Source organism: Mariniradius sediminis, assembly GCF_021491425.1.
GTDB lineage: Bacteria > Bacteroidota > Bacteroidia > Cytophagales > Cyclobacteriaceae > Mariniradius > Mariniradius saccharolyticus.
Genome location: NZ_JAKEVZ010000002.1, coordinates 315,378 through 341,702, shown reverse-complemented (window position 1 = coordinate 341,702; position 26,325 = coordinate 315,378). Strand labels below are relative to the sequence as shown.

Annotated in this window: 21 protein-coding genes; 13 read left to right on the top strand and 8 right to left on the bottom strand. The window is 46.5% G+C overall.

Annotated elements, in window-relative coordinates:
• Positions 1-1,338: a TolC family protein gene (locus L0U89_RS04115; RefSeq protein WP_234860365.1), complete on the top strand. Its 1,338-nt coding sequence runs from the start codon at positions 1-3 to the stop codon at positions 1,336-1,338.
• A gap of 30 nt (positions 1,339-1,368) precedes the next feature.
• On the opposite strand, the gene L0U89_RS04110 is transcribed toward L0U89_RS04115, so the two are convergent.
• Both L0U89_RS04110 and L0U89_RS04105 read right to left on the bottom strand, forming a co-directional pair.
• Entirely contained in the window at positions 1,369-1,911 is a 543-nt protein-coding gene (locus L0U89_RS04110) for an SRPBCC family protein (protein WP_234860364.1), read from the bottom strand.
• Positions 1,912-1,947: 36 nt separating this feature from the next.
• Entirely contained in the window at positions 1,948-2,772 is an 825-nt protein-coding gene (locus L0U89_RS04105; RefSeq protein WP_234860363.1) for an alpha/beta fold hydrolase, read from the bottom strand.
• A gap of 215 nt (positions 2,773-2,987) precedes the next feature.
• Between L0U89_RS04105 and L0U89_RS04100 the strand changes: the two genes are divergently transcribed.
• The 5 genes from L0U89_RS04100 to L0U89_RS04080 all read left to right on the top strand — a co-directional run bounded on the left by L0U89_RS04100 (position 2,988) and on the right by L0U89_RS04080 (position 10,216).
• A complete protein-coding gene (locus tag L0U89_RS04100) occupies positions 2,988-3,608 on the top strand; it encodes a TetR/AcrR family transcriptional regulator (RefSeq protein WP_234860362.1) in 621 nt (206 codons plus the stop codon).
• Positions 3,592-4,950, top strand: a complete 1,359-nt coding sequence (locus L0U89_RS04095) for a TolC family protein (RefSeq protein WP_234860361.1) — start codon at positions 3,592-3,594, stop codon at positions 4,948-4,950. Before L0U89_RS04100 ends, L0U89_RS04095 begins: the two co-directional genes overlap by 17 nt.
• A gap of 35 nt (positions 4,951-4,985) precedes the next feature.
• Complete coding sequence (locus tag L0U89_RS04090) at positions 4,986-6,113, top strand: efflux RND transporter periplasmic adaptor subunit (protein WP_234860360.1); 1,128 nt, start codon at positions 4,986-4,988, stop codon at positions 6,111-6,113.
• A gap of 4 nt (positions 6,114-6,117) precedes the next feature.
• On the top strand, positions 6,118-9,528 hold the full coding sequence (locus L0U89_RS04085; RefSeq protein ID WP_234860359.1) for an efflux RND transporter permease subunit: 3,411 nt from the start codon (positions 6,118-6,120) through the stop codon (positions 9,526-9,528).
• Between the two features lie 193 nt (positions 9,529-9,721).
• Complete coding sequence (locus L0U89_RS04080) at positions 9,722-10,216, top strand: UpxY family transcription antiterminator (protein WP_008629406.1); 495 nt, start codon at positions 9,722-9,724, stop codon at positions 10,214-10,216.
• A gap of 47 nt (positions 10,217-10,263) precedes the next feature.
• Here the strand turns inward: L0U89_RS04080 and L0U89_RS04075 are convergent, their stop codons facing one another.
• The 5 genes from L0U89_RS04075 to L0U89_RS04055 form a co-directional block, all read right to left on the bottom strand.
• Positions 10,264-10,962, bottom strand: coding sequence for a hypothetical protein (locus L0U89_RS04075; protein ID WP_234860358.1), 699 nt, complete (start codon positions 10,960-10,962; stop codon positions 10,264-10,266).
• A gap of 77 nt (positions 10,963-11,039) precedes the next feature.
• Entirely contained in the window at positions 11,040-11,246 is a 207-nt protein-coding gene (gene xseB / locus L0U89_RS04070; protein WP_234860357.1) for an exodeoxyribonuclease VII small subunit, read from the bottom strand.
• Positions 11,236-12,552 carry an exodeoxyribonuclease VII large subunit gene (gene xseA / locus L0U89_RS04065; RefSeq protein WP_234860356.1) on the bottom strand — a complete coding sequence of 439 codons (1,317 nt, stop codon included), beginning with the start codon at positions 12,550-12,552 and terminating at the stop codon, positions 11,236-11,238. The genes xseB and xseA overlap by 11 nt, the downstream gene beginning before the upstream one ends.
• 2 nt (positions 12,553-12,554) lie before the next feature.
• On the bottom strand, positions 12,555-13,190 hold the full coding sequence (locus L0U89_RS04060) for a chromophore lyase CpcT/CpeT (protein WP_234860355.1): 636 nt from the start codon (positions 13,188-13,190) through the stop codon (positions 12,555-12,557).
• A gap of 93 nt (positions 13,191-13,283) precedes the next feature.
• The gene (locus tag L0U89_RS04055; RefSeq protein WP_234860354.1) at positions 13,284-14,747 is read right to left on the bottom strand and encodes a Gfo/Idh/MocA family protein; all 1,464 of its coding nucleotides are present in this window, start codon (positions 14,745-14,747) and stop codon (positions 13,284-13,286) included.
• 205 nt (positions 14,748-14,952) lie between these two features.
• Here L0U89_RS04055 and L0U89_RS04050 point away from each other — a divergent pair, with 205 nt between their 5' ends.
• From L0U89_RS04050 to L0U89_RS04025, 6 genes are all read left to right on the top strand, one after another.
• Positions 14,953-16,572 (top strand): beta-N-acetylhexosaminidase, encoded by a 1,620-nt coding sequence (locus L0U89_RS04050; RefSeq protein ID WP_234860353.1) that lies wholly within the window; start codon positions 14,953-14,955, stop codon positions 16,570-16,572.
• Positions 16,573-16,919: 347 nt separating this feature from the next.
• Positions 16,920-17,783, top strand: a complete 864-nt coding sequence (locus L0U89_RS04045; protein ID WP_234860352.1) for a hypothetical protein — start codon at positions 16,920-16,922, stop codon at positions 17,781-17,783.
• Between the two features lie 52 nt (positions 17,784-17,835).
• On the top strand, positions 17,836-18,732 hold the full coding sequence (locus tag L0U89_RS04040) for a helix-turn-helix domain-containing protein (protein WP_234860351.1): 897 nt from the start codon (positions 17,836-17,838) through the stop codon (positions 18,730-18,732).
• A gap of 177 nt (positions 18,733-18,909) precedes the next feature.
• Positions 18,910-19,737: an AraC family transcriptional regulator gene (locus tag L0U89_RS04035; RefSeq protein WP_369413239.1), complete on the top strand. Its 828-nt coding sequence runs from the start codon at positions 18,910-18,912 to the stop codon at positions 19,735-19,737.
• Positions 19,738-20,035: 298 nt separating this feature from the next.
• A complete protein-coding gene (locus L0U89_RS04030; RefSeq protein WP_234860349.1) occupies positions 20,036-21,106 on the top strand; it encodes a BspA family leucine-rich repeat surface protein in 1,071 nt (356 codons plus the stop codon).
• A gap of 254 nt (positions 21,107-21,360) precedes the next feature.
• A complete protein-coding gene (locus L0U89_RS04025; RefSeq protein WP_234860348.1) occupies positions 21,361-22,464 on the top strand; it encodes a serine hydrolase domain-containing protein in 1,104 nt (367 codons plus the stop codon).
• Positions 22,465-22,593: 129 nt separating this feature from the next.
• On the opposite strand, the gene L0U89_RS04020 is transcribed toward L0U89_RS04025, so the two are convergent.
• On the bottom strand, positions 22,594-24,930 hold the full coding sequence (locus L0U89_RS04020; RefSeq protein ID WP_234860347.1) for a TonB-dependent receptor: 2,337 nt from the start codon (positions 24,928-24,930) through the stop codon (positions 22,594-22,596).
• 711 nt (positions 24,931-25,641) lie between these two features.
• Between L0U89_RS04020 and L0U89_RS04015 the strand changes: the two genes are divergently transcribed.
• Entirely contained in the window at positions 25,642-26,100 is a 459-nt protein-coding gene (locus L0U89_RS04015) for a hypothetical protein (protein WP_234860346.1), read from the top strand.
• The last annotated feature ends 225 nt before the right edge of the window (positions 26,101-26,325 follow it).

Genomic DNA, 26,325 nt, shown 5'->3' with positions numbered 1-26,325 from the left:
ATGAAAAAGATACTCCTAGCCTGCCTGTTGTTGGCAGGATTTGCTTCCGAGCTTAGCGCTCAAGATACTTTACGGCTGACTTTCCGTGAAGCGGTCGATTTGGGCTTAAAGAACAACGTCGATTTCAATCGGCTGAATAACCAACAGGAAGTTCTGAAAATCGAGAAAACTGCGGCCGTGTTGGGACATTTGCCCAGGTTGACGGGAGGAAGTAACCTCATGCGGCAAAAAGGCCAACAATCCCAATTGGTCGGCGATGATTGGGTCATTACCAATCAGACCAACGACATGATTACGGCCAATTTGACCACGACCATGCCGATTTTCAATGGGACCCGCAGGATCAATACCAGCCAAGCGACGCGTTTGTATGCAGAAGCTGGAGAAAATGCGATCCAACGTGCGGGCCAGGATGTGATGTTCAATGTTGCCCGGCAGTATTTGCAGGTACTTTTGGATGAGGAACTCTATCGCATCGCACTTGAGAATCTCGAAAACCAAAAGAAACAATTGGAGCAAATCGACGGCTTTGTCCAAGCGGGCCTGAGGACGCAGGCTGATTTGTATAACCAACAATCGGAAGTTGCAAGGCTGGAGACCGTTGCGCTGAATGCCAAAATCCAGTGGGAGTCGGATTCTTGGGTTTTGGCGGAAACGATCCAATTGGAGCCGGAAGTTTTTCCGGTCGTAGAACCGGTCAGCCTCCAACAAATCACGAGCGAGTACACCGCCATGGGATTGGATGAATTGTATGCAGTAGGAGTCCAAAACCGGAAGGACCTCAAGCGCCAACAGCTGCTCGAATCAGCCACCAAAAACCAGCTCGCTGCCACCAAGGGTATTCTTTATCCCCAGTTGAATGCTTTCTTTGATTACAATACTTTTTTCACTTCACTTGACAGTAGGAGGATTTCCGAACAGCTTTGGCAAGTCTATCCGCAGCGCACGTTTGGATTGAGCCTCAATCTGCCCATTTTCACCAATTTCGACAACCGTGCTACCGTAGCGAGAAGCCGTATGCAATACCACAACCAACAGCTCGATCGAAATGCCCTCGAGCGTCGGGTATACCAAGAAATCAAATTGGCTTACGAAAACTATAAGGCGAGTATCAAGCGGGAGGAAGCAACCAAAGTGCAACTGGCTGCGGCCGTTGAAGCACAGACAGCCATTGCGGAGCGATTCCGGCTCGGCGTCAGCAACTTTGTAGACCTAGCCACTGCCAATCAGCAGCTTGTACGTGGGCAAGCCGACTATGCGCAGGCGCTTTATACATTGTTCTTTCAGGAGGTGATTTTGCGGTACCAATTGGGTGTACTCGAGGTGGAAAACCAATAAAAAAAGGGCCTAGAGCCCTTTTCTTTGTCTTCAACGACTTTCCATTATCCGCTTCAGCTTCACGAGGCCCGATTCAAAATCCTCGCCAACCGCTTCTTCCACATCAAGTGCAAGAAGCCTAAGGTTGCCCGGGTAGCCCATGTCGCCACTGAATCCCCAAGTGACCTTGGTCTCAGAGGGTCCAACAGACTCTGTGATGAGGTAGGCGCGATAGGTCGATTTAAACGGTTTTGTCAGGTTCCACTCATAGTCGATACGCTTTCCATTTTCGATTGCCACGATTTTGTGTTCCCGTTTGCCCACGTCGGGGCGTTTGCTTTTACAGGTAGAGACGAATCCGATTTCCCCGTCCTGACCGTAATAGGCGCGCTTCATCACAGGATCCATGTTGGACCAAGCGCTGAATTTATCTTGGTTCTTAAGGTATTTCACGTATTCAAAAACTTCTGACGCCGGGCGGTTGATGGTGATTTCACGTTGTACCTCGCAGTCTTTTGGTACAAAAACCGCCAAGGTCAGGACCGCCACCAACAGGAGTAGGACAGCGAATCCGATTCTTTTTAAGGCTTTCATGGCTTGCTATTTTGGGTTGAAGAAATTTACCAATTTTCAACCTTCACCGCCAATTTTTACCGGATTTTTTATAAGGAATTTTGCGGTTTTTTCAATTAGGTCATTATGCCCGCATTCCAATTCCACTTGTTGAAGATGTGGGATTTTTGAACTGAATCGTTGCAAATTTTTCGAAGTGATCATTTTGTCAAACTTTCCTGTGACAAGCATTGCCGGAGTTCCACGCTCTCGTATATCAACAATGATTTTTCCAATCTCAGGCTGCAGCGGCTTAAAGACGCTCCATGTAAAGTAGATTTGCGCCCGCATGGTTCGGGTTTGCATTTGTGACTTGACAAGTTTGATCAAGCTGCTCTGCAAAAGACCAAATGAATGTAGAAAATCCATCACCCTGAAAAACCGATCCGGATGGAACACCACCCGCTTGAATAGCCGGTTCATATAGCCAGGAAAGGTCGCCATATTGTACCAAAAGCCGGTTTTGATCCCGTCGGGCGCCATCAGCAGGAGTGATTTCACGCGCTCGGGAAAAAGCTCGTAAGTGACGAGGCAAAATTTTCCCCCCATGCTGTAGCCGATTAAGTGAAATGCGTCAAATTTCTCCTCCGCCATCAGTTGGACCCAGATTTCCTGCCATATTTCTTTCGTAAGTTTTTTGTCGGCGGTTTTCCAGCTGCTTTGGCCATGATAGAAAATATCGAAGACCAAATAGCTTTCATTTTCCTTTCTCAAGGGTAAATAAGGATCATACACCTTCATGCTCTGTCCAAAACCATGGAAAAGAAAAAATACCTCACTGCCCTTTCCATGTCGCTTATAAGCCAAATGGCCAAAGGATGTTTCAAGGAATCGTGTTGACATAATTCACAAGTTCAGTATTATTGGTAAATAAGGGAATTTTGTTTTTCCTAAATTTTTAAATCAGAATAATATTTTTTGTTCGATACCGAACATAATGATTATTTGTTCGATAATTTCTTGTTTCTGTTTTTTTCGAAATAAAATATTTAAAAAAACTTAAGAAACTTTGAACTTTCCGATAGTTTCCTGAGTTTTGTCCTCAAATTTCAACGGATTTGGATACAAAAGAAAAGATCATCGAGATTGCCAACGAGCAGTTCAAGCGCTATGGGCTTAGGTCTGTCACGATGGATGACATTGCACGGCAGGCCGGGATTTCCAAAAAGACGATTTACCAGGAATTTGCTGACAAAAACCAGCTGGTGTTGGAGGTTTTTGCCGCGGAGTTGAACAAGGATAAGTCGGCAATTGATTGTTTTCCATTGTTGGAGGAGGATTTGATCAAGCATTTGGTGGAGCTCTCCACTTACATGCGGGAGCGATTTGCGGATATCAATCCGATGGTGCTCAATGAATTGCAGCGTTATTATCCACAATGTTGGCAGCTTTTTGAGGATTTTAAGAAGGAGCACATTTACAAACAGATTGTAGATGTATTGGAGAAGGGGAAGGTTCAGGGTTATTTCCGTCAGGAAATCAACACCGAAATCATCGCCCTTACCCGCCTCGAGCAGATGATGAGCACTTTTGACCCCATCAAGTTTCCACCTTCAAAATTCAATCAAGTTGAACTGCAGGTGGAGCTATTCGAACATTTCTTATATGGAATTTTTACAGACAAAGGAAGAGAAGCATATCAAAATCAAAAAAAACAAACCAATGAAAACCACAATTAAAAGCCTTTTTGGAATAGGGATATTCCTTTCGGTGCTCTTGGTGGAATCCCCAGCCTTTTCCCAAGAAGTACTCAAGCTTACTTTGGAAGAGAGCTTGGAATACGCCTTGGAAAACAACGTGGACGCCAAGAATTCGAAACTTGAAATCTTGAGGGCAAAAGCCAGTATCACGGAACGGACGTCCGCAGGTCTTCCACAAATCAACGGAACATTCGACATCACACACAACGCCGCGATCCCGGTCGTGTTCCTTCCCAATGCGGGACCATTGCAAGATCCCAACGTGGATTCAGATGTATTGCCGGTCCGGTTTGGCGTGAACTACACCTCGGGATTGGTGTTTCAGCTGAACCAAATGATTTTGGACGGGTCCTACTTTATAGGCCTGAAAGCTGCCAAGACCTATAAGCTGCTCTCGGAGTTTGACAACCAAAAGACGCAGGTCGATGTGAAGGAAAGTGTCAAGAAGGCATATTTCTCCGTTTTGGTCAACGACGTGCGGCAGACCCTTGTACGTGCAAACCTCGGCAGGTTGGATACACTGCTGAAAGAAACACAGGCGCTTTATGAAGCTGGATTTGCGGAAAAAATCGACGTTTCGAGAATCAAGGTGCAGCGCAACAATCTCCAGACCGAGATCGAGAAAGTTCAAGCAGCCCGCGACATTAGCGTGGAACTCCTGAAACTTCAAATGGGACTTCCGCTGAATTACCAGGTAGAGTTGAGCGAAAAACTACAAGATCTGGTTTCATTGCAAGAACTCAATGAACTCCTCCAGTCCGATGGCGGCAGGAGAGTCGAAGTCGACCAATTGGAGACAAACCTGGAGCTGGTTGATTTGGATATCAAATACACCACCTCGCTCTACATTCCAAGTCTTGACCTTTTTGGTACCTACCAAAGAAACGCGGCGGCGCAGTCCACGGGATTGATGTTTCAAAGCGACAGATGGTTTACCGGTGCGTTTGTGGGGGTCAGGTTGCAGATTCCAGTCTTTGACGGCTTGTTGAAGAGTGCCCAAATCAGGCAGAAACGCCATCAGTTGGAGCAGCTTCAAAACCAGAGAATTTTCATCGAAGACAATATCCGGGTAGAGAGGTTCCAAGCAAAGACCACCTTGCAGAACAACATCCGCACATTCAAGGTACAGGAAGAGAACCGCGAGCTGGCTTTAGAAGTATTCCGCATGGCACAGATAAAATACCAGGAAGGCGTGGGCTCCAACCTAGAAGTTGTAGAAGCCGACTCTGCCCTGAAAGATGCCGAAAACAATTATTTCTCCGCACTTTATGATGCTCTGATCGCTAAAGTCGACCTCGAAAAAGCCTTGGGTATTCTCTAATAAAACCACAATTGAAAAAACAGAAAAAGAAACATATGAAAACGAATATTGGACTATTGATTTTTGGAACTATACTTTTGGCCGTATCCTGCGGGCCAAAAGACGAACTCAGCCAGAAGAAAACCAAATTGGCCGAAATGAAAAAGTCAGCGGCGGAGATGCGTGCTTCCATCGAGACCTTGGAAAAGGAGATCGCCCAATTGGATCCTGCTTTTGCACAAGAAAACAGGAAATCGGTATTGATATCTACGCTCGCTCCAACCAACGGGAAATTTGAACACTTTGTAGAAGTAACGGGATCCGTACTTTCAAAAAAGAATGTGAACATCTCAGGCGAGGTGTCTGGTCGAATTCAGGAAATAATCGCGACCGAAGGCATGCGTGTTACTAAAGGACAGGTGCTGGCGCGTATCGATGCTGAAGCCATCGTCAGGAATATCGAAGAGGTCGAAAAGCAGTTGGAGTTGGCAAAGATCGTGTTTGAGAAACAAGACAGACTTTGGAAGCAGCAGATTGGGACTGAGATCCAATACTTGGAAGCGAAAAACAGGAAAGAGACTTTGGAAAAAAGCCTTGCGAGTCTCAAGACCCAGGAAGCAAGGACCCAAGTGAGGGCACCATTCAACGGTACCGTTGAGACGGTTCAGGCCCGTTTGGGTGAACTGGTACAGCCAGGTACGCCGATGTTCCAATTTGTGGGCGACAGCGATCTTTTTGTCGAAGCCGACGTGTCCGAGCGGTATGTAGGTATCGTCAACAAAGGAGATGCAGTCGCGATTTCCTTCCCTTCAATTGGACAGGAATTGCAATCCAAAGTTTCTGCCGTTGGTGCGATTATCAACCCCAACAACAGAACCTTTAAGGTGGAAGTAGCGCTTCCTGCCCAAGCAGAAATCAAGCCCAACATGATCGCTGTGCTCAAGATCAAAGACTACGAAAGTGCATCAGCCGTCACGATCCCGAACTACCTGATTTTGCAGGACAACAAAGGGGATTATGTCTTCACTGTTGAAAACAATACCAGCAAAAAGCGCTATATCAAGCGCGGCAAAACCTTCAAGGAAACTGCCGAGATTTTGGAAGGACTGACCGGTACAGAGGTGTTGGTGGACAAAGGCTTCAGGGAAGTAGGGGACAATTACGCAGTGAACGTAGCGAAGTAATCCTATGGCACAGATAGAAGAACAAAAGAAGGAGATTGTAAGGGAATTTGGGATCAGTTCCTTTTCCGTAGATAACAAGACATCTGTTATCATCCTTTCGCTAATCATCACGGTATTGGGTATCCTGTCTTACAAGTCGATGCCCAAGGAGAGCTTTCCCGAGATTGTCATCCCAACTGTCTATGTGGGTACGACTTACCCCGGAAACTCACCCATAGACATGGAAAACCTGATTTCCAGGCCTATCGAAAAGGAGTTGAAGTCCCTCAACAACGTCAAGAACATTACCTCGACTTCGGTGCAGGACTTTTCATCGATTGTGGTAGAATTTAACCCAGGAATCGAAATAGCCAAGGCGATCCAGGATGTGAAGGACGCAGTGGATAAATCCAAGAGTTCTCTTCCAAACGACCTAGACCAAGATCCGGACGTTTTGGAGATCAATACCTCGGATTTCCCGATCATGAACGTCAACATCTCCGGTAACTATACCGAAGAAGAGTTGAAGAAATTTGGGGAATACCTCGAGGACGAAATCGAGAAGCTTTCTGAGATATCCAAGGCAGAGCTACGTGGTACGATCGAGAGGGAAATCCGGGTAGATGCGGACATCTACAAAATGGAAGCCTTGGGCGTTTCATTTGGTGATATCTCCGACGCGATTGCCCAAGAAAACCTGACCATTTCGGGTGGGAATTTGTTGACGGGTGAATTTCGAAGGGCGTTAAGGATTACTGGTGAATTGAAAGATCCTGCCGAACTCAACGATATCATCATCAAAACCGAAAACAATCGGATCGTCTATCTTTCCGATGTCGCTGAGGTTACCGATACATACAAAGAAAGGACCAGCTACGCGCGCAGCAACAAACTCCCTGTATTGACTGTCAACGTCATCAAGCGTAGTGGGGAAAACCTCCTCGACGCCTCAGATAAGATCAAAGATATCATTGACAAGGCAAAAGCGGAGCGTTTCCCGCAGGACCTTCAGATCAGCATCACCAATGACCAGTCCAAGGTCACCCGTACACAAGTCAGTGATTTGGAAAACTCGATCATCTTCGGTGTCATCCTAGTGGTGCTCGTCCTGATGTTTTTCCTTGGATTTAGGAATGCCCTCTTTGTCGGGATTGCGATTCCGCTTTCCATGTTCATATCCTTCCTGATACTGAGTGCTTTGGGCATTACGCTTAACCTCATGGTGCTTTTTGCGCTGATTCTTGCTTTGGGTATGCTGGTGGACAACGGTATCGTGGTGGTTGAGAATATCTACCGGTTGATGCAGGAAGGAAAATCTCCGATTCAGGCTGCCAAGGAAGGTGTTGGTGAGGTCGCTTGGCCAATCATAACCTCGACTCTTACGACACTTGCGGCATTTTTGCCCTTGGCGTTTTGGGATGATATCATCGGAGAGTTCATGAAATATCTCCCGATTACCTTGATCATCGTACTTTCGTCCTCATTGTTTGTGGCCTTGGTAGTCAACCCGGTGTTGACGGCGATGTACATGAAGGTCGAGGATCTCAATAAGGAGAAGCCAAAGCAGAAGAACTTGGTCATTGCGGGGATTCTTGGTGTGATGGGTATTATATCATTTATTGCCGGTTCCAATACGTTTGGTAACCTGTTCCTTGTCGCTTCGATCTTGACTGTGTTCAACGTGTTTGTACTCAGAGGAGCTATACGCTGGTTCCAAAACGTCTTTCTGGTTTGGCTGGAAAATGCATATGAAACGACATTGAACTTCTCCTTAAAAGGAAGAAAACCTTATTTGGTTTTCGGAGGGACAGTCCTGTTGCTTTTCTTTTCGATTGGTCTCTTAGGGGTTCGCGCACCCAAGGTGTTGTTTTTCCCAGACAACCAACCTGCATTGGTCAATGTCTTTATCGAAAATCCGATCGGAACCGATACTGAGGCGACCAATGAGTTTATGGTCAAAATGGAAGACGACCTTTTGGCTGTGCTTCAACCCTACGAATCGATCATCGAGTCGGTGATTACCCAGGTTGGAGAAGGTACAGGGGATCAAACTATGGGTCCAAGTATCGCCAACACGCCCAACAAGGCCAAAGTAACTATCAGTTTTCTAGAGTACCAATTCCGCCAAGGGCTCAATACCAATAAGGTCATGGAAGAAATCCGGGCCTTGGGAGAAAAGTATCCTGGGGTTTTGGTTACGGTTAACAAACAACAAAACGGTCCTCCTGTCGGAAAGGCGGTCAACATTGAAGTCAGCGGCGAAGATTACGTGAAGCTGATTGATTTTGTGGGTCAATTCAGGGACCATTTGGCTTCATCCAATATCGCGGGTATTGAAGAATTGAAAACAGACCTCGAATTGGGAAGCCCTGAAGTGGTATTGGATATCAATAGGGAGACAGCTCGGAGGTTTGGCCTTTCGACTTCGACCATTGCCAATGAACTCCGTACCGCGCTCTTTGGATTGGAAGTATCCAAATACAAGGAAGGGGAGGAAGATTATCCGATCCAACTTCGCCTCAAGGATGAATATCGCTATGACATTGCCACACTGCTGAACAAGAAGATCAACTTCAGGGATAAATTCGGCAATAAAAAGGAGGTTCCGATTTCGGCCGTGGCTGACTTGCAGTACGGTTCGACTTATGGATCGGTCAAAAGAAAAGACCTGAACAAAGTAATCACGGTGTTCTCCAACGTTAACGACGGTTACAATCCGACCGAGATCAACAATCAGCTCAAAGAGATCGTCGCCCAATACGAAATTCCTGACGGTATCAATGTGAAGTTCACGGGAGAGCAGGAGGAACAAGCCAAGTCGACGGCGTTTTTGACACGAGCGTTGCTGATTGCAGTTTCTATGATTTTCTTGATTATTGTTGCCCAGTTCAACTCTGTGACGACACCGTTTATCATCATGGCCTCTGTCGTGCTGAGTACCATTGGTGTGTTTCTGGGATTGGTAATTTTCAACATGGACTTTGTCGTCATCATGACTGGGATTGGAATTATTTCCCTCGCCGGAGTTGTCGTGAACAACGCCATCGTGTTGATCGACTATACCAATCTCGTGCGGCAGCGGAGAAGACAGGACCTCGATGTTCCGGAAGGCTCATTTCTTCCGTATGACGAGTTGCTCAAAAGTATTGTGGTTGCCGGTAAAACAAGGCTTCGTCCCGTATTGCTGACTGCCATCACGACCGTTTTGGGTCTCGTACCGCTGGCGATTGGTATGAATATCAACTTTAGCACCCTATTGAGTTCTTTTGATCCACAGTTTTATGTGGGAGGTGACAACGCGTCCTTCTGGGGGCCAATGGCTTGGACCGTAATATTTGGTCTAACCTTTGCGACCTTCCTCACGTTAGTGGTGGTACCTGTGATGTATTTGTTGGTCGACAAGGCCAATATGCGGATCAGGAGAATGTTTAAATAGCATGATTAAATAAAGGTTGGTGGTTTTTAAATGATTAAACCCCCGGGGTATTGTTCCGGGGGTTTTTTATTTCCCTAATACCAACACTTTTGAAATCAATGACTTACGGAGGACAATTGCCTCCCGTGGTCGATTCACTTCACGCCGTGCAAAAAATGCCTTATTTTAGCAGCCACCAATTATTTTTGAGCTAATGGAATTGCAGTGGTACGTTTTATATACGACTTCAAGGGCTGAGAAAAAAGTTGCCCAAAGGCTGCGGGAACGGGGCTTGGAGGTGTACTTGCCCATGGTCGAGGAACTCCGACAGTGGTCGGACCGGAAAAAGAAAGTCCAAAAAGCCCTTTTCAATGGCTATGTATTCGTCAAGACCACCAAGGCCAACCTGTGGGAATCCCTGCAGGTACCGGGTGCAGTGAAGTTTGTGAATTTTTCTGGGGAACATGCCACAGTCCGCGAGGAGGAAATCCGCACCATCCAAAGGGTTTTGGAAACGGGTATCCCCGTGGAGGCAGACAGTTCTGAGATCGAAGCCGGCGAACGCGTAGAGATTCTTGGCGGGCCCCTGCGCAATATGGAAGGCGAATGCGTCCAAAAAGGCAACAAGGACTACTTTGTGATCCGCATCCCCGGCATCCACCAAAATCTCCTGGTCAATATCGAAAGAAAATACCTGAAGGTGCTTTGAGGCTTTCAAGACCTGACAGGTTTTTGAAACCTGTCAGGTCTGACCAATCATTTGATCGAATTCCGCAGCAACCTCCTCAGCACCAAATGTGTCTGTACAAAATGGTCGTTGAACTGGTTGTAGCCCGCATTTCCGTCCAATTCGTCTGAGAAAGAGAACATGCCCTTAATTTCCAGTGAAAGGTCAGTTAAGGATCCAATACTGTAAGAGAAGCCTATCAAGCCTGGGATATAGAATGAAGTAGCAGTTCCCGACAGGACAGGCGCGCTTTCGTCAAATGAAAACCGATCTTCCCTCGACACATACACATAGCCAATCCCGCTGCCGATATAGGCATTGAACCTGCCGCGGTTCATATGGGTATCATAGGGAATCAAGTAAACAATGGGCATAAAATCCCCATAGAAAGCCTGTCCAGTAAATGTAAAAACGCCCCCTGAATCCTGCCAAGCATCCACGGCCCAAGTCCTTTCAGGACCGCCCGTTTCCAGCCATTGGGTCCCAAGGCTCAGCTGGAGGGCAATGCGGTTGTGGATTTTGTTGGAATAAGCAAGAGTCAGGGCAGGTTTCCATTTGAAGTCTCCTTCATTGAATACGCCCGTATTGTCACCATAAATAAAGGACGGGCCGATACCCAGCGAAATGGCATGTTTGCGTTCGTAGCGGTCGCGGTAGAGGCTTTGGGCATTGGCAATCGTTGTGACAAGGACCAAGGATAGGACCATTAAAAAAACCATTCTTTTCATGGCAAGCGAGTTTAGAGCGAGATAGGGTGTGGGAGGATGTACTCCCAATTTTTCGAAAATATACGGAATAATCGGACTTAATCCAGCTTCTCGGCCTCGTCAAGCGCTTTGGCGATTTCTTCCTCGGTCATCCGGAGTTTGGCTTTGCAGGATTTGACGAGTTGGCTGGCTTCCTTCACGAGATCGGAAAGCTCGTCCATTCCCTTATCTCCCGTTTCCAAAAGGGAAACAATCTCTTCGATACGAGCGATTGCCTGTTCGTAGCTGAGGGTTTTATTTTCCATGGTTTTCTATTTTTTGGATGGTACTGCTGATGGTTTGGTTTTGGGAAAATGTCTGCATTTCCTGGCCGATTTCCGGCGTGGACAGGTGCAGTGGCTTGCCGTCGATTTCGGTTCGGGTATAGCCTTTTGCAAAGAAGGTCTGCGGGTCAGAAAGTGTCAAGAGTTTTTCCAATGCCATCAGGCCTTTTTGCTCCATTTCCAGCCTTCGTTTCCAGGATTTGTGCAATGCCTGCTGCGCGTTTGTCACTTTTAGCTGGTTCAACTTGATGATTTGTAGGCTAATGTTTTTGGTTTGATGCATCAGAAACGCAAGCCTGTCCTTTTCCTTGTTGACGGAGAATTTGACTTGGTTTTTGAGTTGTGATTCAAGTTCACGCAAATTTCGCTGCCCTTCCAATAGTTGCCAGCCGACATTTCTTTGGAGGTTTTTGAGTTGGAGGGCAAGGCTATCCTCAAAATCCCTGAATCCCGAAAGTAGAAATTCCGCTACTGCCGTGGGTGTCTTCAGTTTGGTGTGCGCGACCATATCGGCGATGGTCTCGTCCCTTTCGTGGCCGATGCCGGTAAGGACGGGAATCGGAAACTTGGCCAAGGCCCTCGCCAAGGCCTCATCGTCAAAGCAATCCAAATCCATCTGTGCCCCTCCGCCCCGGATCAATACCAGGGCATCGAAGGATTTGTTTTCGTGGGCATTCAATACTTGGTCGATGGCGGCGATGATGCTTTTTGCAGCCTCGCTACCTTGCAAAGTAGCCTGAAACAGCCTGAAATGGATCCGGTATCCTTCCCGGTTGTGATCCAATTGGTTGACAAAATCCCCGTAACCCGCCGCCGTAATCGAACTGATGACGGCGATTCTCTGGGGCACGAGTGGCAAGGTTTTTTCCTTGTTCAGGTCCATCAGGCCTTCCTGCACCAGCCGATCGATGATTTCCTGACGGATGCGGGCGCGCTCGCCCAAAGTGAAATCAGGATCAATGTCCTTGATATTGAGGCTGAATCCATAGACTTCGTGGAAGGTCACCACGGCTTGGCAGAGGATTTTCATACCTTGGCGCAGAGGTTGGCCAGTCACTGCGCGAAACCTGCTGGCGATCATGCGGTAGCTGTAGGACCATATATTTGCCCGCATTTTGGCCATGACCTGGTTTCCCTGCTTTTCCACCAAATCCAAATAGGCATGCCCATTGGCGGCCTCCTTGAGTTCGCCGATTTCCGCCACGACCCAGTAGGAAGGCTCCAATTGCTCTTCCAATAGGTTCCTGACTGTCAGGCTGAGGTCGAGTAGGGAAATGCCTTGGTGCATGGTTACTTCGCTGCTTTTATTTTATCAAATCGATACCCGCCCTTCGTGGCACCCCAGACTTGTTGGCCGTTGGCATCCCAGCCTTGGTCCCAGCTTTCCATCCCGTCCTTTGTCAGGGTCACTTTGGAGGTCGTGAAACGTGCGCCACGCAAATTACTGGGGCAGGCTTTGTCTTGGGTACTCCCTTCGAAAATGCCTGTTTTGGTTTTTCGCAGAAAAATCCCGCACCCCTCTTTGGAGACGAGTTGGTCAGGGGTCAATGACCCAAGGGCGGTAGGGTCATTGGCCTTTCCGGCAAATTTTTCAGGTTCTTTTAGCTCGTATACCTGGCTGACCAGCGTAGTGTCATCCATTTGGTACAAATGATAGACGCGCTGACGGTAAGGTTTATCCTTGGTTGTGGCCATGGCCTGCTCCACATACAGCCAGTATCCGTCTTTGTTTTTTTGCCAAATTGGCCGCATTTCCAAGCTGATATGGAAAAAATCAGCATCTTCCTTGGATTGGGCCTCGCTGCTGAACGTGCCTGCCATCATGTCCCGTAGTTCCTTCAAATCCTTTTTGCCAAGTTGAAGATGTTGGCAAAGGGATGGGAGGGAGACGAGCCAGAAAATGCACAAAACCAGGTATCGTTGCATGGATTGTTTTTTCGGCAAATTAACCAAAAAATTAAAACCCCTTCCTTTCCAATAGAAAAGAAGGGGCTCAGGAATCAACGAAGCAGATGGGATTTACATCCCCAATTTCCAGCCTTCGCGGTATGTGCGTTGCACGAATTGATTCGCCGGCTCGAAGTTGGTCACTTTCATGTTGGCGCCATCCCAGAGGAGTTTGATACCTCTGCCGGGATAGTCAAATACGGTGGAGTTTGGACGCTGTACCCTGTAATCATAGCTCCTTATCGCCAAGTTGCCCATGAGTACCGACTCAGTCAGCGGACCCGCGACCGAGAACGGCGAACTCAATTTCTCAAATTCCTTGCTGCCGTAGCCGCCGATGCAAGCTTCTACCCAGTTGTTGTAATGGCCGCGGTCGCCGCCGGGTACCCTGTACTCGGTCTGCGGAACTGAGACTTCCTTGGTGCGGGAAGTTGGAAGCAGCTGTGGATTGACGCCATAGGTGCCGCACATCATTTTGCCTTTGGTGCCTTCGATGATGACTCCATTGCCGCCGTCGCCCATGACTTCATTTGGGCCGAGTTCGATAGGTCGCGTCGGCTGGATTCCGCCATCCATCCAATGGAAGGACAAATCCTCTTTTCCATCCCTTTTGAACCTGAGTGTGATATGGGACGAAGGTGGACAGCTATCCGGGAAATATCCGCGCTGAAATTCCCCGATATAGACCGATCCCACGCTGCATTCGGCGGATTCGGGATAGCCTAAGCCCAATACCCTAAATGGAGGCTCAATGATGTGACAGGCCATATCGCCCAATGCACCTGTTCCGTAATCCCACCAGCCACGCCAGTTGAAAGGAATCAGATTTGGCACGTAGTCTTTGTAGGGGGCAGTTCCCAGCCAAAGATCCCAATCCAAATCGGCAGGTGGGGTTGCACCTTGGCTTGGCCATGGAATGCCTTGTGGCCATACGGGCCTATTGGTCCAGCAATAGACGCGGGTCGCTTCTCCAATGAGTCCCGCATTGTACCATTCCACCATTTGGCGGACGCCGTCGCCTGAGGAGCCCTGGTTGCCCATTTGGGTAACGACTTTGTATTTGTCAGCTGCTTCGGTCAGCATCCTAGCCTCATAGATATCATGCGTCATGGGTTTTTGCACATACACGTGCTTGCCCATCTGCATGGCCATCATGGCTTGTACCGCATGCATATGGTCTGGTGTAGAAACCGTCACGGCATCGATGTTTTTATGTTCTTTGTCGAGCATGACCCTGAAGTCCTTGTAGTATTTTGCTTTCGGATGTGCTTCCACGCTGGGCTTCGCCCGGGTATCATCCACGTCACAAAGCGCGATGAAATCCGCCTTTCCGCTGCTGAAAACGCCCCTGACGTCACCTTGGCCCATGCCACCTACGCCGATGCCCGCCACCCGAAGTCTATCCGATGGCGCGACAAATCCAGGTCCACCCAAAACGTGCCTTGGGACGAGGTAAAAACCCGCCAAGGCTGTGGCAGATGCTTTGATAAAATTCCGCCTGGAATCAGCGGATTTGGAAATCTCTTCTTTTTTCATGCTTGACTTTCAATTAGAAACGGTTGAATATATGTCGGTTTGAGGCTTTTAAGATAGACAAAAAACCCATTTCTCCCAGTGAAATCTGTGGCCAAAACCCCAATTGGAGTGATAAAGGGAAAGGGAAACATTTCAATAATCGGTAAAAGCTTTTGTAAATTTTTTAATTAAGTTTGGTCACACTTACCCGATAACCTTCCCCAAAATGAAAAAATCCAACATCCTCCTCATCTGGTCTTTGGCATTTGCGAGTCTCTTTGCTTGCGCGCCCAAAACCGAACCTATGAGCACGTATCCAATCATTCCTGCGCCCGTTACCATCACAGATGCTTCCGGTCATTTCACCATCAACAAAGACGTCCAGATTGTATTGGTGGGCGAAAAGGATGCAGCCGCCAAGGCCGCCGAACCACTACGGCTGTTGCTTGCCCAGGCTGGACTGGAAATTCCTTTCGGTGAAGACCCGAATGCCCAGGATGTGATCATTTTTGAACTGAATCCCAGCTTGGATATTCCTGCTGAGGGCTATCAACTGGACATTGAAAAGAGGAAAGTACATATCAAAGGTACTGATGCCTCCGGATTGTATTTTGCTGTGCAAACCATCCGGCAGCTTCTGCCTGAAAGCATCGAAGGGAACACAGCCGTCGAAAAGCTCTATTTGCCTGCCGGGAGCATTCAGGATAATCCAGAATATGCTTATAGGGGCATGATGCTGGACGTGGCGCGGCATTTCTTCTCCGTCGAAGATGTCAAGCGCGTCATTGACCTGATTTCAAAGTATAAAATCAATTACCTCCACCTGCACCTTTCCGATGATCAAGGCTGGAGAATCGAGATCAAGTCTTGGCCACTGTTGACCCGAATCGGTAGCCGAAATGAAGTAGGAGGGGGAAAAGGTGGTTTTTATACCCAAGAACAGTACAAGGAAATTGTGGCCTATGCCGCGAGCAAGTTCATCACCATTGTGCCTGAAATCGATATGCCCGGCCATACGAATTCGGCGTTGAATTCTTACGGCATACTCAATCCAGGTATTACGGTGCCAGAAAAAACGGCAAAACCAGTCGATCGGGGAGATTTGGGGATTACCGAACCTGATGACAAAGCAACACCTTACCATACGGGCATTGAAGTAGGATTTAGCACGCTTGACACCGATAGCCCTACCACCTACCAATTTGTAGATGATGTCATCCGTGAATTGGCTGAGATTACACCCGGGCCTTATATCCATATCGGTGGCGACGAGTCGCATGTGACCGCTTTGGAAGATTACATTCCCTTTATCGAAAAAGCCCAAGCCATCGTGACCAAATATGGCAAAAAGACAATGGGCTGGGATGAGGTGGCCCATGCCAAGTTGCTGCCGACTTCAGTGGCGCAGTTTTGGGCAAAGGGTCAAAACGCCCGCATGGCCATCGAACAGGGTTCCCAAATCTTGGTTTCTCCCGCAGTGAAGACTTATCTGGACATGCAATATGATTCCACCACCCAAATTGGTCTGCATTGGGCGGCTTACATCGAGCTCGATGATGCCTACAATTGGGATCCTTTGGCCATGGATTCACTCGCATTCGAAAGGAAAAGCATTCTTGGCGTAGAGGCGCCTTTGTGGTCAGAGACAGTAACCAATCTGGAGGAGATCGAGTTTATGACCTTCCCGAGATTGCCCGCCATCGCGGAGATCGCTTGGACGCCAACTGCCAACAGGAGTTGGGAATCTTTCAGCAAGCGCATCGCCGCCCACGGCAAGCGGTGGGAACTCATGGGTGTCAACTACTACAAGTCCCCGAGGGTGAATTGGGACGGAGAAGCAAAGTAAGTGCAAAGTACAGATAATCAGTGGGTTGTACCAAGTACGAAGTACAAAGTACCAAGTATGAAAAAACCAAAATAGGTACGAAGTTAGAAGTACGAATTACGAGGAGTTTCCTAAGAATGGTGGCTTGTGCCAGATTCGAAGAAAAGCGAAGACTTGCCGAGTGCAATGTCTTGGCTTTTTTTTTCCATCCTCTGTCTTGCTTCTTGCTTCTTGAGTCTTGTATCTTGAATCTCATGTCTCATGTCTGCGGTTTTTCCACTGTTTGAATTTTGTAACCTTTGATTTGAATTTTGTTAGTAAAGACCTTTTCTGGTGTTCTATTTTTGCACCATCCAAATCCCATCAAAATGTTGATCATGAATCATGACCGATTTAATTGCCCCAAATCCGTCAAGAACTCAAACTGTAAGTGGCAGCTGCCCGAAAGAAAACTCTGCTCGATTTTCGTAATTGCAGTCCTGATTTTCGTAGGTGTGAGTTTCCAGTCTGTTGCGCAGTCCGGGACCGCTGAACGCCACAACCACTTTCGCGGCAATATCAGCGTGACCAACAACGGCCTTTCGCTGATTCCAGCCTTTTCGCTCGGACGGCCAGCTGCAATCTTCGAATTGTCACTTGGTGGTGAACGCCTGAGTTTTGATCCGGAACTCCGCTTCGCACTCGATGGACAGCCTTGGTCATTTATCTTTTGGTGGAGGTACAAGATTGTAAAAAAGGAAAAATTCAACCTGCACGTGGGTGCCCACCCAGCATTCGTGTTTGTCAATACGCTCGTCGATGACGGCAACGGCAATATGGTGGAAAGCATGGAGGCAAAGCGGTTTTTTGCTTGGGAGGTGTCTCCAAGCTATACATTCAGTCCAAAGATCAAGGTCAATTTCCTCTATCTGCAGGGGAGGAGCCTGGGAAATGTGCCTTATGCCCTCAACCAGTTTGTAGCCTTGGGGTCCTCGTTTACGGATGTTTCCATTTCTGAAAAATACTTCTTCAATGCCCGTCCGCAGCTTTTCTATCTGAAAATGAATGAGAAGGACGGATACTTTGCCAGCTCATCCTTTGTGGTGGGCAGACGGGATTTCCCAGTTTCACTTGGATCGATTGTCAGCAGAAAGATCGTATCTGAGATCGAAGTCGATGATTGGATTTGGAATATCAGCTTGATTTATTCTTTCAACAACCAATTCGTAAAGCGATCAAGTCCTGTATTGTAGCATGCTCGAATAGGTCTTTCAAATAAGATTTTCATCTTCATTCTTTCCTATCATGGATAAGCCCGAAACCCTCGAAGAGTTTTACCAACGGAAATTCAGTTGGCTGCCGGAAAACATCCGAAAGGATATCGGGCATTTCAATATGTTCCGTCTGGAGCAATTTTACAACGGGAAAGCGACCTCCATTCCCTACCGCAGGCGGGATTTCTTCAAAATCATGCTCGTCAAAGGCAGAAGCGAGGTTTTCTTTGCCGATCAGGTGATCGAGGTCAAGCGGCAAGCGCTGGCATTTTCAAACCCACTCATTCCCTACAAATGGGAACACCACGAGGAACTGCAAGGACAGTACTGCATTTTCAACCAACACTTTATGAGCCTGTTTGGCAACATCATGCAGTATGAGGTTTTCCAACCGACCGGCAACCACGTGTTTGAATTGGAAGATCAGCAAGTGCTGGATATTGAGGCAATTTTTCAGCGGATGGAAAAGGATTTCCAATCAGATTACAAGTATCGCTACGACAGCATCCGAAACCATATTTTCGAGCTGATCCATTATGCGCTCAAGCTGCAGCCCAACACGCTGAGCGATCGACAGCCCTTCAATGCGGCGCAGCGGATTTCCGCCATGTTTTTGGAATTGCTCGAGCGACAGTTTCCGATTGAGGACAACCACCCCCAAATTGAACTTCGCACAGCATCCGAGTTTGCCGAGCATCTCAACGTCCACGTCAATCATCTCAACCGGGCATTGAAGGAGACGACCGGCAAAACCACCTCGCAAGTGATTGCAGAGCGCTTGGTGCAGGAAGCTAAAGTCCTACTGAAACACAGCAAATGGAATATATCCGAAATCGCCTTCGCCCTCGGTTTTGTTGAGGTGACCCATTTCAATAATTTCTTCAAAAAGCATGTGGAATCCGCACCGACCAAGTTTCGGGAAGTTTAAAAACGTTCTGAAAACTGACAATTCTGAAATGGCACAAATGAGGAGAGATTTGAGAGACATTGCAAAGTATTATAATTCTCGTTCAATCCAATTGTGTGAACCAAAGGTTGCGCTAAATGAGGGTTTTATGTAATTTTAGCTGCGTTTTCACTATTCTTTTAGCTGTTTTTTTTTCTTATGGAATCGCCAAGAGTTTACCCGCCAATACCTGAATTGCGCGCGTATATCAAGAATTTCGTAATGTGGGATTTAGATTTCACCAATAAAGATCCCTTCAAGTTAATGGCTGTACCCATGGGGGTTCCCATAATGGTTTTTCCTTATTCAGGTTGTTTACACATAAATGCGGGGAAAATCCACGGAGGGGAGCAAATTCGACCAATTCTTTTTGGACAAATCACAAGGTCAGTTGAAATCCGACTATCTGGCGCAGGCGGCCTTTTGCTTGTCATATTTTCGCCCGCGGGTATTTTCCATTTCCTTGAGCATTCCCTGCGAGGAATAACGGATCGATATAACTATTATCTTGAGCAAATCAATTGGGTTGGGAAGGATATTCTTCCTGCATTGAGGTCAAATAATCCTTTATCAGATATCTCGGCAAAGGCTAGACTTGAGAATGTATTTTTAAGGCGATTGAATCAAAGTCATGATCGCGATGAGTCCACAATGCGAATAGTAGATTGGATCAATTTAAAAAAGGGAAAGGTCTCCGCAAATGAAGTTTCAAGTCAATTCAATTTATCTCTTAGAAGCCTTGAAAGACGTTTTTTGATGCATGTCGGAATAGGTCCCAAATACTATGCAAATATCGTTAGGTTCAGGCACATTCTGCGCTATAAGAAGGACCATCCAGATGCGAATCTGCTGGATTTAAGTGAGATAGGGGGCTTCGTGGACCAATCGCATTTTATTAAGAACTTCAAGAAAATAACAGGAGAGTCTCCGGAGGCTTTTTTTTCACATAACCTTGACGTAATAAACCACACACTAGAATTCACCTGATCATGAAGTGTTAAAGAATTCTTTTGATTTCTAGGACCCTGGTGGTCATACCTTATTCGACTTTTGACGCTATCCTGGAAAGAAATCCTATGCGCATGTTAATGGATGATCTTCTCCGACAAGCGCCATTCTTATTTTGGCCCATATAACCGCGTCGAAAACTGAATTGTCGATTTTTTACAATGATTTTGATGTAGATCGTATATAAATTTCTTGCTGATAGTCAATCAAATACAGGTGATTTTAGGTTTGTTTGATATCAATTGTTTTAGTTTTCACTTTTCAATATTTCAAAGCCATGAAGAATTTCAGATTATTTCCGATCTTATTTCTCACAATGGTTTTCTCATGTGAGGAAAAACCCAAACCATTGACAGGTTACAAGCTTGCACTGTCTTCATCTCCTGAAGAGGCGGGAAGAATAAACTATGCTCCTTGGCATAGCCTTTATCCGGCAGGACAGCCCGTTACCCTTACTCCTGAACCAAATGATGGGCGTTGGGTATTTCAAAGGTGGGAAGGTGATGTCAGCGGAAGTGATAATCCACTCACGCTAAAGATGGATTCGGACAAGAACGTTGTTGCGGTATTTGTTAAGCGAGAACACCCCTTGTTCTTCGAAATAGAGGGGCAGGGGACCATTTTGGAACGGGTCGTAGAAAATCCTTCCGGTCGGGAATATCCCCATGGGCAAACTGTAGAACTAACCGCGGTTCCAGATGAAGGCTGGGTTTTCGAAACCTGGGGCTATCAGGCGGAATCGATCGGAGTATTTCAAGCATGGATTGAAAATCCTTTAAGGATCAAAATTGAGGGTGAAACCGTGATTCGAGTAAAATTCAGACAAAAACCTTCTGGGGAACCAAAGTTTTTTCTTGATGACAACGGCATAACTTGTAAATGTGAAAACGTCTATGTCGGTCAGAAAGGAATGATCAATGGAGTAGAGTATTTAGCCGTAAACGATGACTTTTTAAGGCACTTGGTTAGGCAAGATATTGATTTGACCAGGTTGTGCACATCCTTGGTGACAGACATGAGCTATTTGTTTATGGGAGTAAGTATTGACCAGGAGATAGGGAACTGGGACGTCAGCAATGTGACAACTATGGAAGGGATGTTTGCCGGATTTCAGAACCCTTCGGGTTGGGATATTCCGTTTGAAGAAAATGCCATTTTATTCAACCAACCTATTGGCGCTTGGGATGTCCGGAACGTCACGAACATGGATTATTTTGTCAAGGATAACACAAAATTCAACCAAGACCTATCCAAATGGTGCGTGATAAAGATACGAATTCCGCCCAAAGAGACTTTTCCGCAAAATTGGACATTGCCAAAACCTGTCTGGGGTACTTGCCCGGATTAGAAACCCAGGATCAATCTCATTAAGTCAAAAATTACGGGATCGCCATTGAATCACTACCACAATTCCGCTTTACCTCAAGTCAAAAAGGTCATCTGAAAACAGGCGGCAGCGAATTCTTGGTTCAAGAAAAGACATTCTGAAATGAAGTAAAAAGACGTTAGGGAACGGCATTGTTATAATTCTTGCAGTTAAACAGGTTCCTTGAACGGTATTGAAAACCCTTTTATGCGCAGATAATTCGGAAAAAGAGCATTATGAAAAAGTACCTTAGGTTAATTATTCCTTTTGCCTTTTTGGGTATTCTCTGTGGATGCCTTGAGGATTCCGATTCTTCGTCAGCAGACCAATTCTCATCACTGGACGCGAGAATAAAGGAAATTATGGAAAAACATAAATTCCCTGGAGTGCAAGTGGCGATTATGAAAAATGAACGCCTTGTCTACCAGAATTCTTTTGGCTTTGCTGAAGTCGAATCATCAGTTCAGGTAACAAACAAAAGCCTTTTCCGCATTGCGAGTATTTCCAAACCGATCACTGCTATTGGAATATTAAAACTTGTCAAGGATAGTAAGTTGGACTTGGACAGCAAAGTTTTTGGTCAAGGCGCAATCTTAGGGACTAAATTTGGAGCAAAGCCTTATTCTGAAGCCGTAAAATCCATAACTGTACGACACCTGCTGGAACACAAGGCGGGTGGCTGGCCTAACGGCGCCAATGATCCGATGTTTCTGGCTATCCATTACCCACAGCATCAGCTTATTGGGTACGTCCTAGATACACGTCCTTTAAGTAACCCACCTGGATCAACGATCATATATTCAAATTTTGGTTATTGCATCCTCGGGAGGATAATTGAGGAGGTTAGCGGCGAAAATTACGAAACCTACATAAAAAAGAATGTCCTGGAACCTTATGGAATTACTTCTATGCATATTGGGAGGAATTTTGATTATGACAAACATGAAAATGAAGTAAAGTATTACAATCGTCATTCTGATTATTCCCCCTATCAAATCGATGTAAAACGGATGGATTCTGGTGGTGGATGGATTGGCTCTGCCACAGATTTACTAAGATTTATGGCCAGAATTGACAGGCTTCATCAAAAAGAAGATATGCTGGATGAATATTTTCTAAACCAAATGTATTTTGGATTTTCCAATTGGTTTCATTTTGGTGCGATGTCAGGGACATCAGGAGTATTGGAAAGAGTAAATGATAACTTTAGCTTTTCTGTTTTGGCTAATGGGAATAGCCTTGAATTTGGGACCTCTCTAGATGCATTTAGGCGGGTCATATACCAAGACCTACAAACAAGAACTGATTGGCCAGGCCATGACCTTTTTGACACTCAATAGTTTCAAGGTGAAGCAATTAGTCTTTCAGGTGATTCGACAGTGAGAGTGAGGAAGGAGTATATAGAACTCCGGTGTCTTGGGAATCCAAAAACAGACTAAATTGGTCAGAAGTTAGGATTAAATTATCCTCTAGAAATTCATCCTTGCAGAAAGCAGGACGATTCTAGTCTCCTGCTTGGAATAAAAATCCTGCGAAAAGGTATTGGTTCGGGCAAAACCTGCAAATCTTCGCGTATCGAAAATGTCCCGCACGCTCAGGGCGATGCTCCCTTTGTCCTTGAAGAGGCTTTTTTGAAGGGTCGCATCGATAAAATACTGTGCCAGGTCGCGTCCTTGGGCCTCAATCTCAGGAGAATCATAAGTGCCCGCAAGTTGGAAATTGATTCCCAAAGGAAGCTTAAAATCCTGCGTCAGCTTGAGGTTCCAGGCAAATCCCGAGTTGGTGAATTCTTGGCTGATATTCGATCCATCAACAATAATTCTGTAAATCGTCAGGCCTCCGTTGAGTGAATACCATTTGCTGACTTCACCCGTGCCGATCCATTCCAAGCCGTAGGATTGTGAGGAAAGCAGGTTGGCGGGCTGCGAATAGGAAATGCCGTCCTCCACGATGGTGATGAAATCCAACTGACCGTCAACGTGCCTGTAGAAAAGGTTTGTCGTCAGGGATGCTTTTTTGAAGTTGGCCATATGTCCCAATTCAAACGAATTGATCATTTCAGGCTGAAGGTTGGGATTTCCACGCCGTACATTCAGGCTGTCCGTGATATCAGGGAAGGGATTTAGCCTCCAAGCTGTCGGTCGGTCGATTCTTTTGCTGTAGGTGAATTTCAGCGAATGGACATCGCTGATGTTGTACATGCCCTGCACGCTCGGAAAGAGGTCGAAATACCGCTGCTTGTTTGTTTCTCCGGTGTTCTCAAGATAGGTGTCCACAAAAGTCATTTCCCCGCGTAAACCAAGTGCATATTCAAATTTTGATTTTGTTTTTGAGTATACCGCGTAGCCTGCAAGGACTTGGTCTTCATAGAGGAATCGGTTGCTGACACGCGGGTCCTCGACAAATCCACCCTCGGATTCGTCAAACCGCAGGTACTGGTAGTCGTTGTCGAATTTCCTGAAAATGGACTTCAACCCGGTTTCAAATTTCCCGTTTTCCAAAGGCTTGATATAATCCGCCTGCAGCACGGAGATATTCCTAACCTCGTCGATGTAGGCGAGTTCCTGTCCGGTGCGGTTTTCTGGTAGTGGTTCGAGCGTGTTGTTGAAAATATCAATTTCCTGAGTCTTGAACTGGTTTCGGTAAGAATGACTTGCCGTCGCCCGGAGCAAATGTCCTTTGTCCTTGAACGAATGCTCAAAGATCAAGGCATTGTCCAAGCCAGTATCCGTCTCGCTTTCCTGGTTTCTACGCACGTAGTCAAATGCCTCCGGGCTGGCTCCGCCGCGTTCCAATTCCGCAAAGAGTGTGTTTACCTGCCTGTCCAGGCTTGACTGGTACACACCTTCGTAGCTGAGGACATTGTTGCCAAAGTAATAGTCGGCCCCATAAGTCAGGTTGTGCCCCACGTTGCGGCGAGCAGTTTCGGTATTTTGCTGCAGCGTTTCCTCATCTTCAAACAATACGCGTGTTGACTGGCGCGCACCTACATCTTTCCAATCCCTGAAGTTGTATCCCGCAAAAGTGTTCAATTTGAGGCCCCGGTGGTTGATGCGGGCACCTAAGTTGGTTCTGTTGCGGGTACCGTAAGTTGCTTCTAGTCCTCCATGGGTTCCGAGGTCCTGCCCCTTTTTGAGGATGATATCGATCACGCCACCCTCAGCCTCGGCATCATAGCGTGCGTTGGGGTTGTTGATGATGCGAATTTCCTCGACGGCGCTCGCGGGAAGCTGGTCTAGGTTTTGGGTGAGGGAGGAGTTTCTACCATTGATGAGAATGTTGGTACCCGTGCTTCCGCGCAGTGCGATCGTACCATCTTCCGACACAGTAATTGAAGGCGTGTTGCGCAGGATGTCCAACAGCGTACCGCCGACGTTGGCAAGGTTGGCTTCTGGCGCGATGGTGATACCTTCCATGCTGCTACGAATCGGCAGTTTGGTCGTTTGAACCACCACTTCCTGAAGACTCTGGCCATCACCTTGCATGGCCAGTTCACCGAGGTCAGTCAGTCCGTTCACTGTGATTCCTTCTTTGAGGAGGTCACTGTATCCAATGAAAAATGCCTTGAAGGTATAGTTTCCCCGCGGCACTTCCAGGCTGAAATTCCCATCGATGTCCGTGTCGGAAAAAGTCAGTGGTTTGGTTTGATCGCCCGCTGCAAACAATGCCACCTGAACAAATGCCAAGGGTTCCTTTGATTCTGCATCAAACAACTTTCCCCGCACTTCAAAGTATTGCCCAAACGCTGTCGTAATTGGGAGAATGATCAATAAACTCAGAAAAAAATACACTTTGCTTGGAAACATGGTTGTGGAGTTGGTCCGTAATACTTTGATTTTCTTATACTTACTGAATGGTGTCTGTTTTGGGGACAAAACTTTTACTCAGGCGAAAGGTTATTGAGCGCCCAATAGATTAACCACGCTGATGCCCATAAGGTTTGGAGATTTGACTGGCGGCGCTAGCGTTAAATGTTTGGGAGATAGCTTTTACAGCAGGGATGAGAAAACACCTTCGGTCGTTTTACCAATGACAAAATTCCTCCCACTTAGACCTTGTTCAACCCCTTCAGGGTTGATCGTCATATTTTGATTTCTTCAATTCTCCGGTCCACGATAATTATCGGGAGAAACCCGGGGCTACTCAAGGTTCAACCCCCGTTGGCGGTTAAGCTTTCATTGTCATTCCCTTTCTGGAAATGCCAAATTTTAAACACTCGGAAAAACGGCTTGGGGTATATTTTTTTACCCAAGGTCTAAGGATTTGAAAGATAATTGAGCAGATCTTCGATTTCAAATTTACCCAGTCGGTCATGGAGGTTTTCAAACATCTGGGATTTTGATTGTTAAGTTGAATTGATCCATTGAGGTAGCATTTTTGGGACAGATCTTTTGTCAAAACTAATCTTGTAAATATTTTTTTGACTAAACATTGTTTTTTCACCAAATGATAACTACATTCAATGCTTTGTGTATTGGAATATCAGTTTTTATTGATCACCCTTAAATAAAAAAACAATGAAAAAAAGAAATCCAATTCCCGCTGAAAATTTGCAGGCTGCCATGCAGGCCTTAGAGCAAATTCAGGCCATTCTGTCCCGTTCTGCCTCCAAACCTGACAATCGACAATTCAATTCGACGCCTGAGACTGGTGAATCTTTGGATTCATATGCAAATCGCATCCTCGAAGAACTTCTCGACAATCTTGGGATTTCTCTTGCACTCGCTGATGTAGAGCAGCACGAAACGGATTCTGACCAGGAATCAACATTGTTGTCCATTTTTCATGCGTTGAAGGAACTCCAAACGAAGCTCGAAGATACAATCACCTGGCACAGGACGGAGGCTTATCTTTTTGCGCTGAGCTACCATAACTCGGTCAAGGAGGCCGCTAAAGCCAATGTGCCGGGTGCAAAGGAAATCAACGATGAACTAAATAAAATCCTTTGGGAGAATAATCCGGATGGGGATAGTTGATGTTGTTCAAAACCTGAGCTGGTGAGTGTTTAAAACCGAGCCTTTTGGCTCGGTTTTTTCGTGTTTGAGGAATTGCGTTTTCAATGGAAATTGACATTCACCCTGTCCTAAGATCCACCATAAACCTACACCTCTGGAGTGGCAAAACGATTGATTTTTCTCTTACTCAGGAAGGATTGATAAACTCTCGACCTGAATAAAGAAAGAAGGGCATGTAAGTTGACG

Bases quoted from the DNA above. Each gene is read 5' to 3' on its own strand.
- L0U89_RS04040 (WP_234860351.1), top strand. From the start codon at position 17,836: ATGGATAAGCCCGAAACCCTCGAAGAGTTTTACCAACGGAAATTCAGT.
- L0U89_RS04085 (WP_234860359.1), top strand. From the start codon at position 6,118: ATGGCACAGATAGAAGAACAAAAGAAGGAGATTGTAAGGGAATTTGGG.
- L0U89_RS04030 (WP_234860349.1), top strand. From the start codon at position 20,036: ATGAAGAATTTCAGATTATTTCCGATCTTATTTCTCACAATGGTTTTC.
- L0U89_RS04015 (WP_234860346.1), top strand. From the start codon at position 25,642: ATGAAAAAAAGAAATCCAATTCCCGCTGAAAATTTGCAGGCTGCCATG.
- L0U89_RS04075 (WP_234860358.1), bottom strand. From the start codon at position 10,962: ATGAAAAGAATGGTTTTTTTAATGGTCCTATCCTTGGTCCTTGTCACA.
- L0U89_RS04060 (WP_234860355.1), bottom strand. From the start codon at position 13,190: ATGCAACGATACCTGGTTTTGTGCATTTTCTGGCTCGTCTCCCTCCCA.
- L0U89_RS04115 (WP_234860365.1), top strand. From the start codon at position 1: ATGAAAAAGATACTCCTAGCCTGCCTGTTGTTGGCAGGATTTGCTTCC.
- L0U89_RS04055 (WP_234860354.1), bottom strand. From the start codon at position 14,747: ATGAAAAAAGAAGAGATTTCCAAATCCGCTGATTCCAGGCGGAATTTT.
- L0U89_RS04025 (WP_234860348.1), top strand. From the start codon at position 21,361: ATGAAAAAGTACCTTAGGTTAATTATTCCTTTTGCCTTTTTGGGTATT.
- L0U89_RS04110 (WP_234860364.1), bottom strand. From the start codon at position 1,911: ATGAAAGCCTTAAAAAGAATCGGATTCGCTGTCCTACTCCTGTTGGTG.
- L0U89_RS04080 (WP_008629406.1), top strand. From the start codon at position 9,722: ATGGAATTGCAGTGGTACGTTTTATATACGACTTCAAGGGCTGAGAAA.
- L0U89_RS04090 (WP_234860360.1), top strand. From the start codon at position 4,986: ATGAAAACGAATATTGGACTATTGATTTTTGGAACTATACTTTTGGCC.
- L0U89_RS04095 (WP_234860361.1), top strand. From the start codon at position 3,592: ATGAAAACCACAATTAAAAGCCTTTTTGGAATAGGGATATTCCTTTCG.
- L0U89_RS04035 (WP_369413239.1), top strand. From the start codon at position 18,910: ATGGAATCGCCAAGAGTTTACCCGCCAATACCTGAATTGCGCGCGTAT.
- L0U89_RS04020 (WP_234860347.1), bottom strand. From the start codon at position 24,930: ATGTTTCCAAGCAAAGTGTATTTTTTTCTGAGTTTATTGATCATTCTC.
- L0U89_RS04045 (WP_234860352.1), top strand. From the start codon at position 16,920: ATGTTGATCATGAATCATGACCGATTTAATTGCCCCAAATCCGTCAAG.
- L0U89_RS04105 (WP_234860363.1), bottom strand. From the start codon at position 2,772: ATGTCAACACGATTCCTTGAAACATCCTTTGGCCATTTGGCTTATAAG.
- xseB (WP_234860357.1), bottom strand. From the start codon at position 11,246: ATGGAAAATAAAACCCTCAGCTACGAACAGGCAATCGCTCGTATCGAA.
- L0U89_RS04050 (WP_234860353.1), top strand. From the start codon at position 14,953: ATGAAAAAATCCAACATCCTCCTCATCTGGTCTTTGGCATTTGCGAGT.
- xseA (WP_234860356.1), bottom strand. From the start codon at position 12,552: ATGCACCAAGGCATTTCCCTACTCGACCTCAGCCTGACAGTCAGGAAC.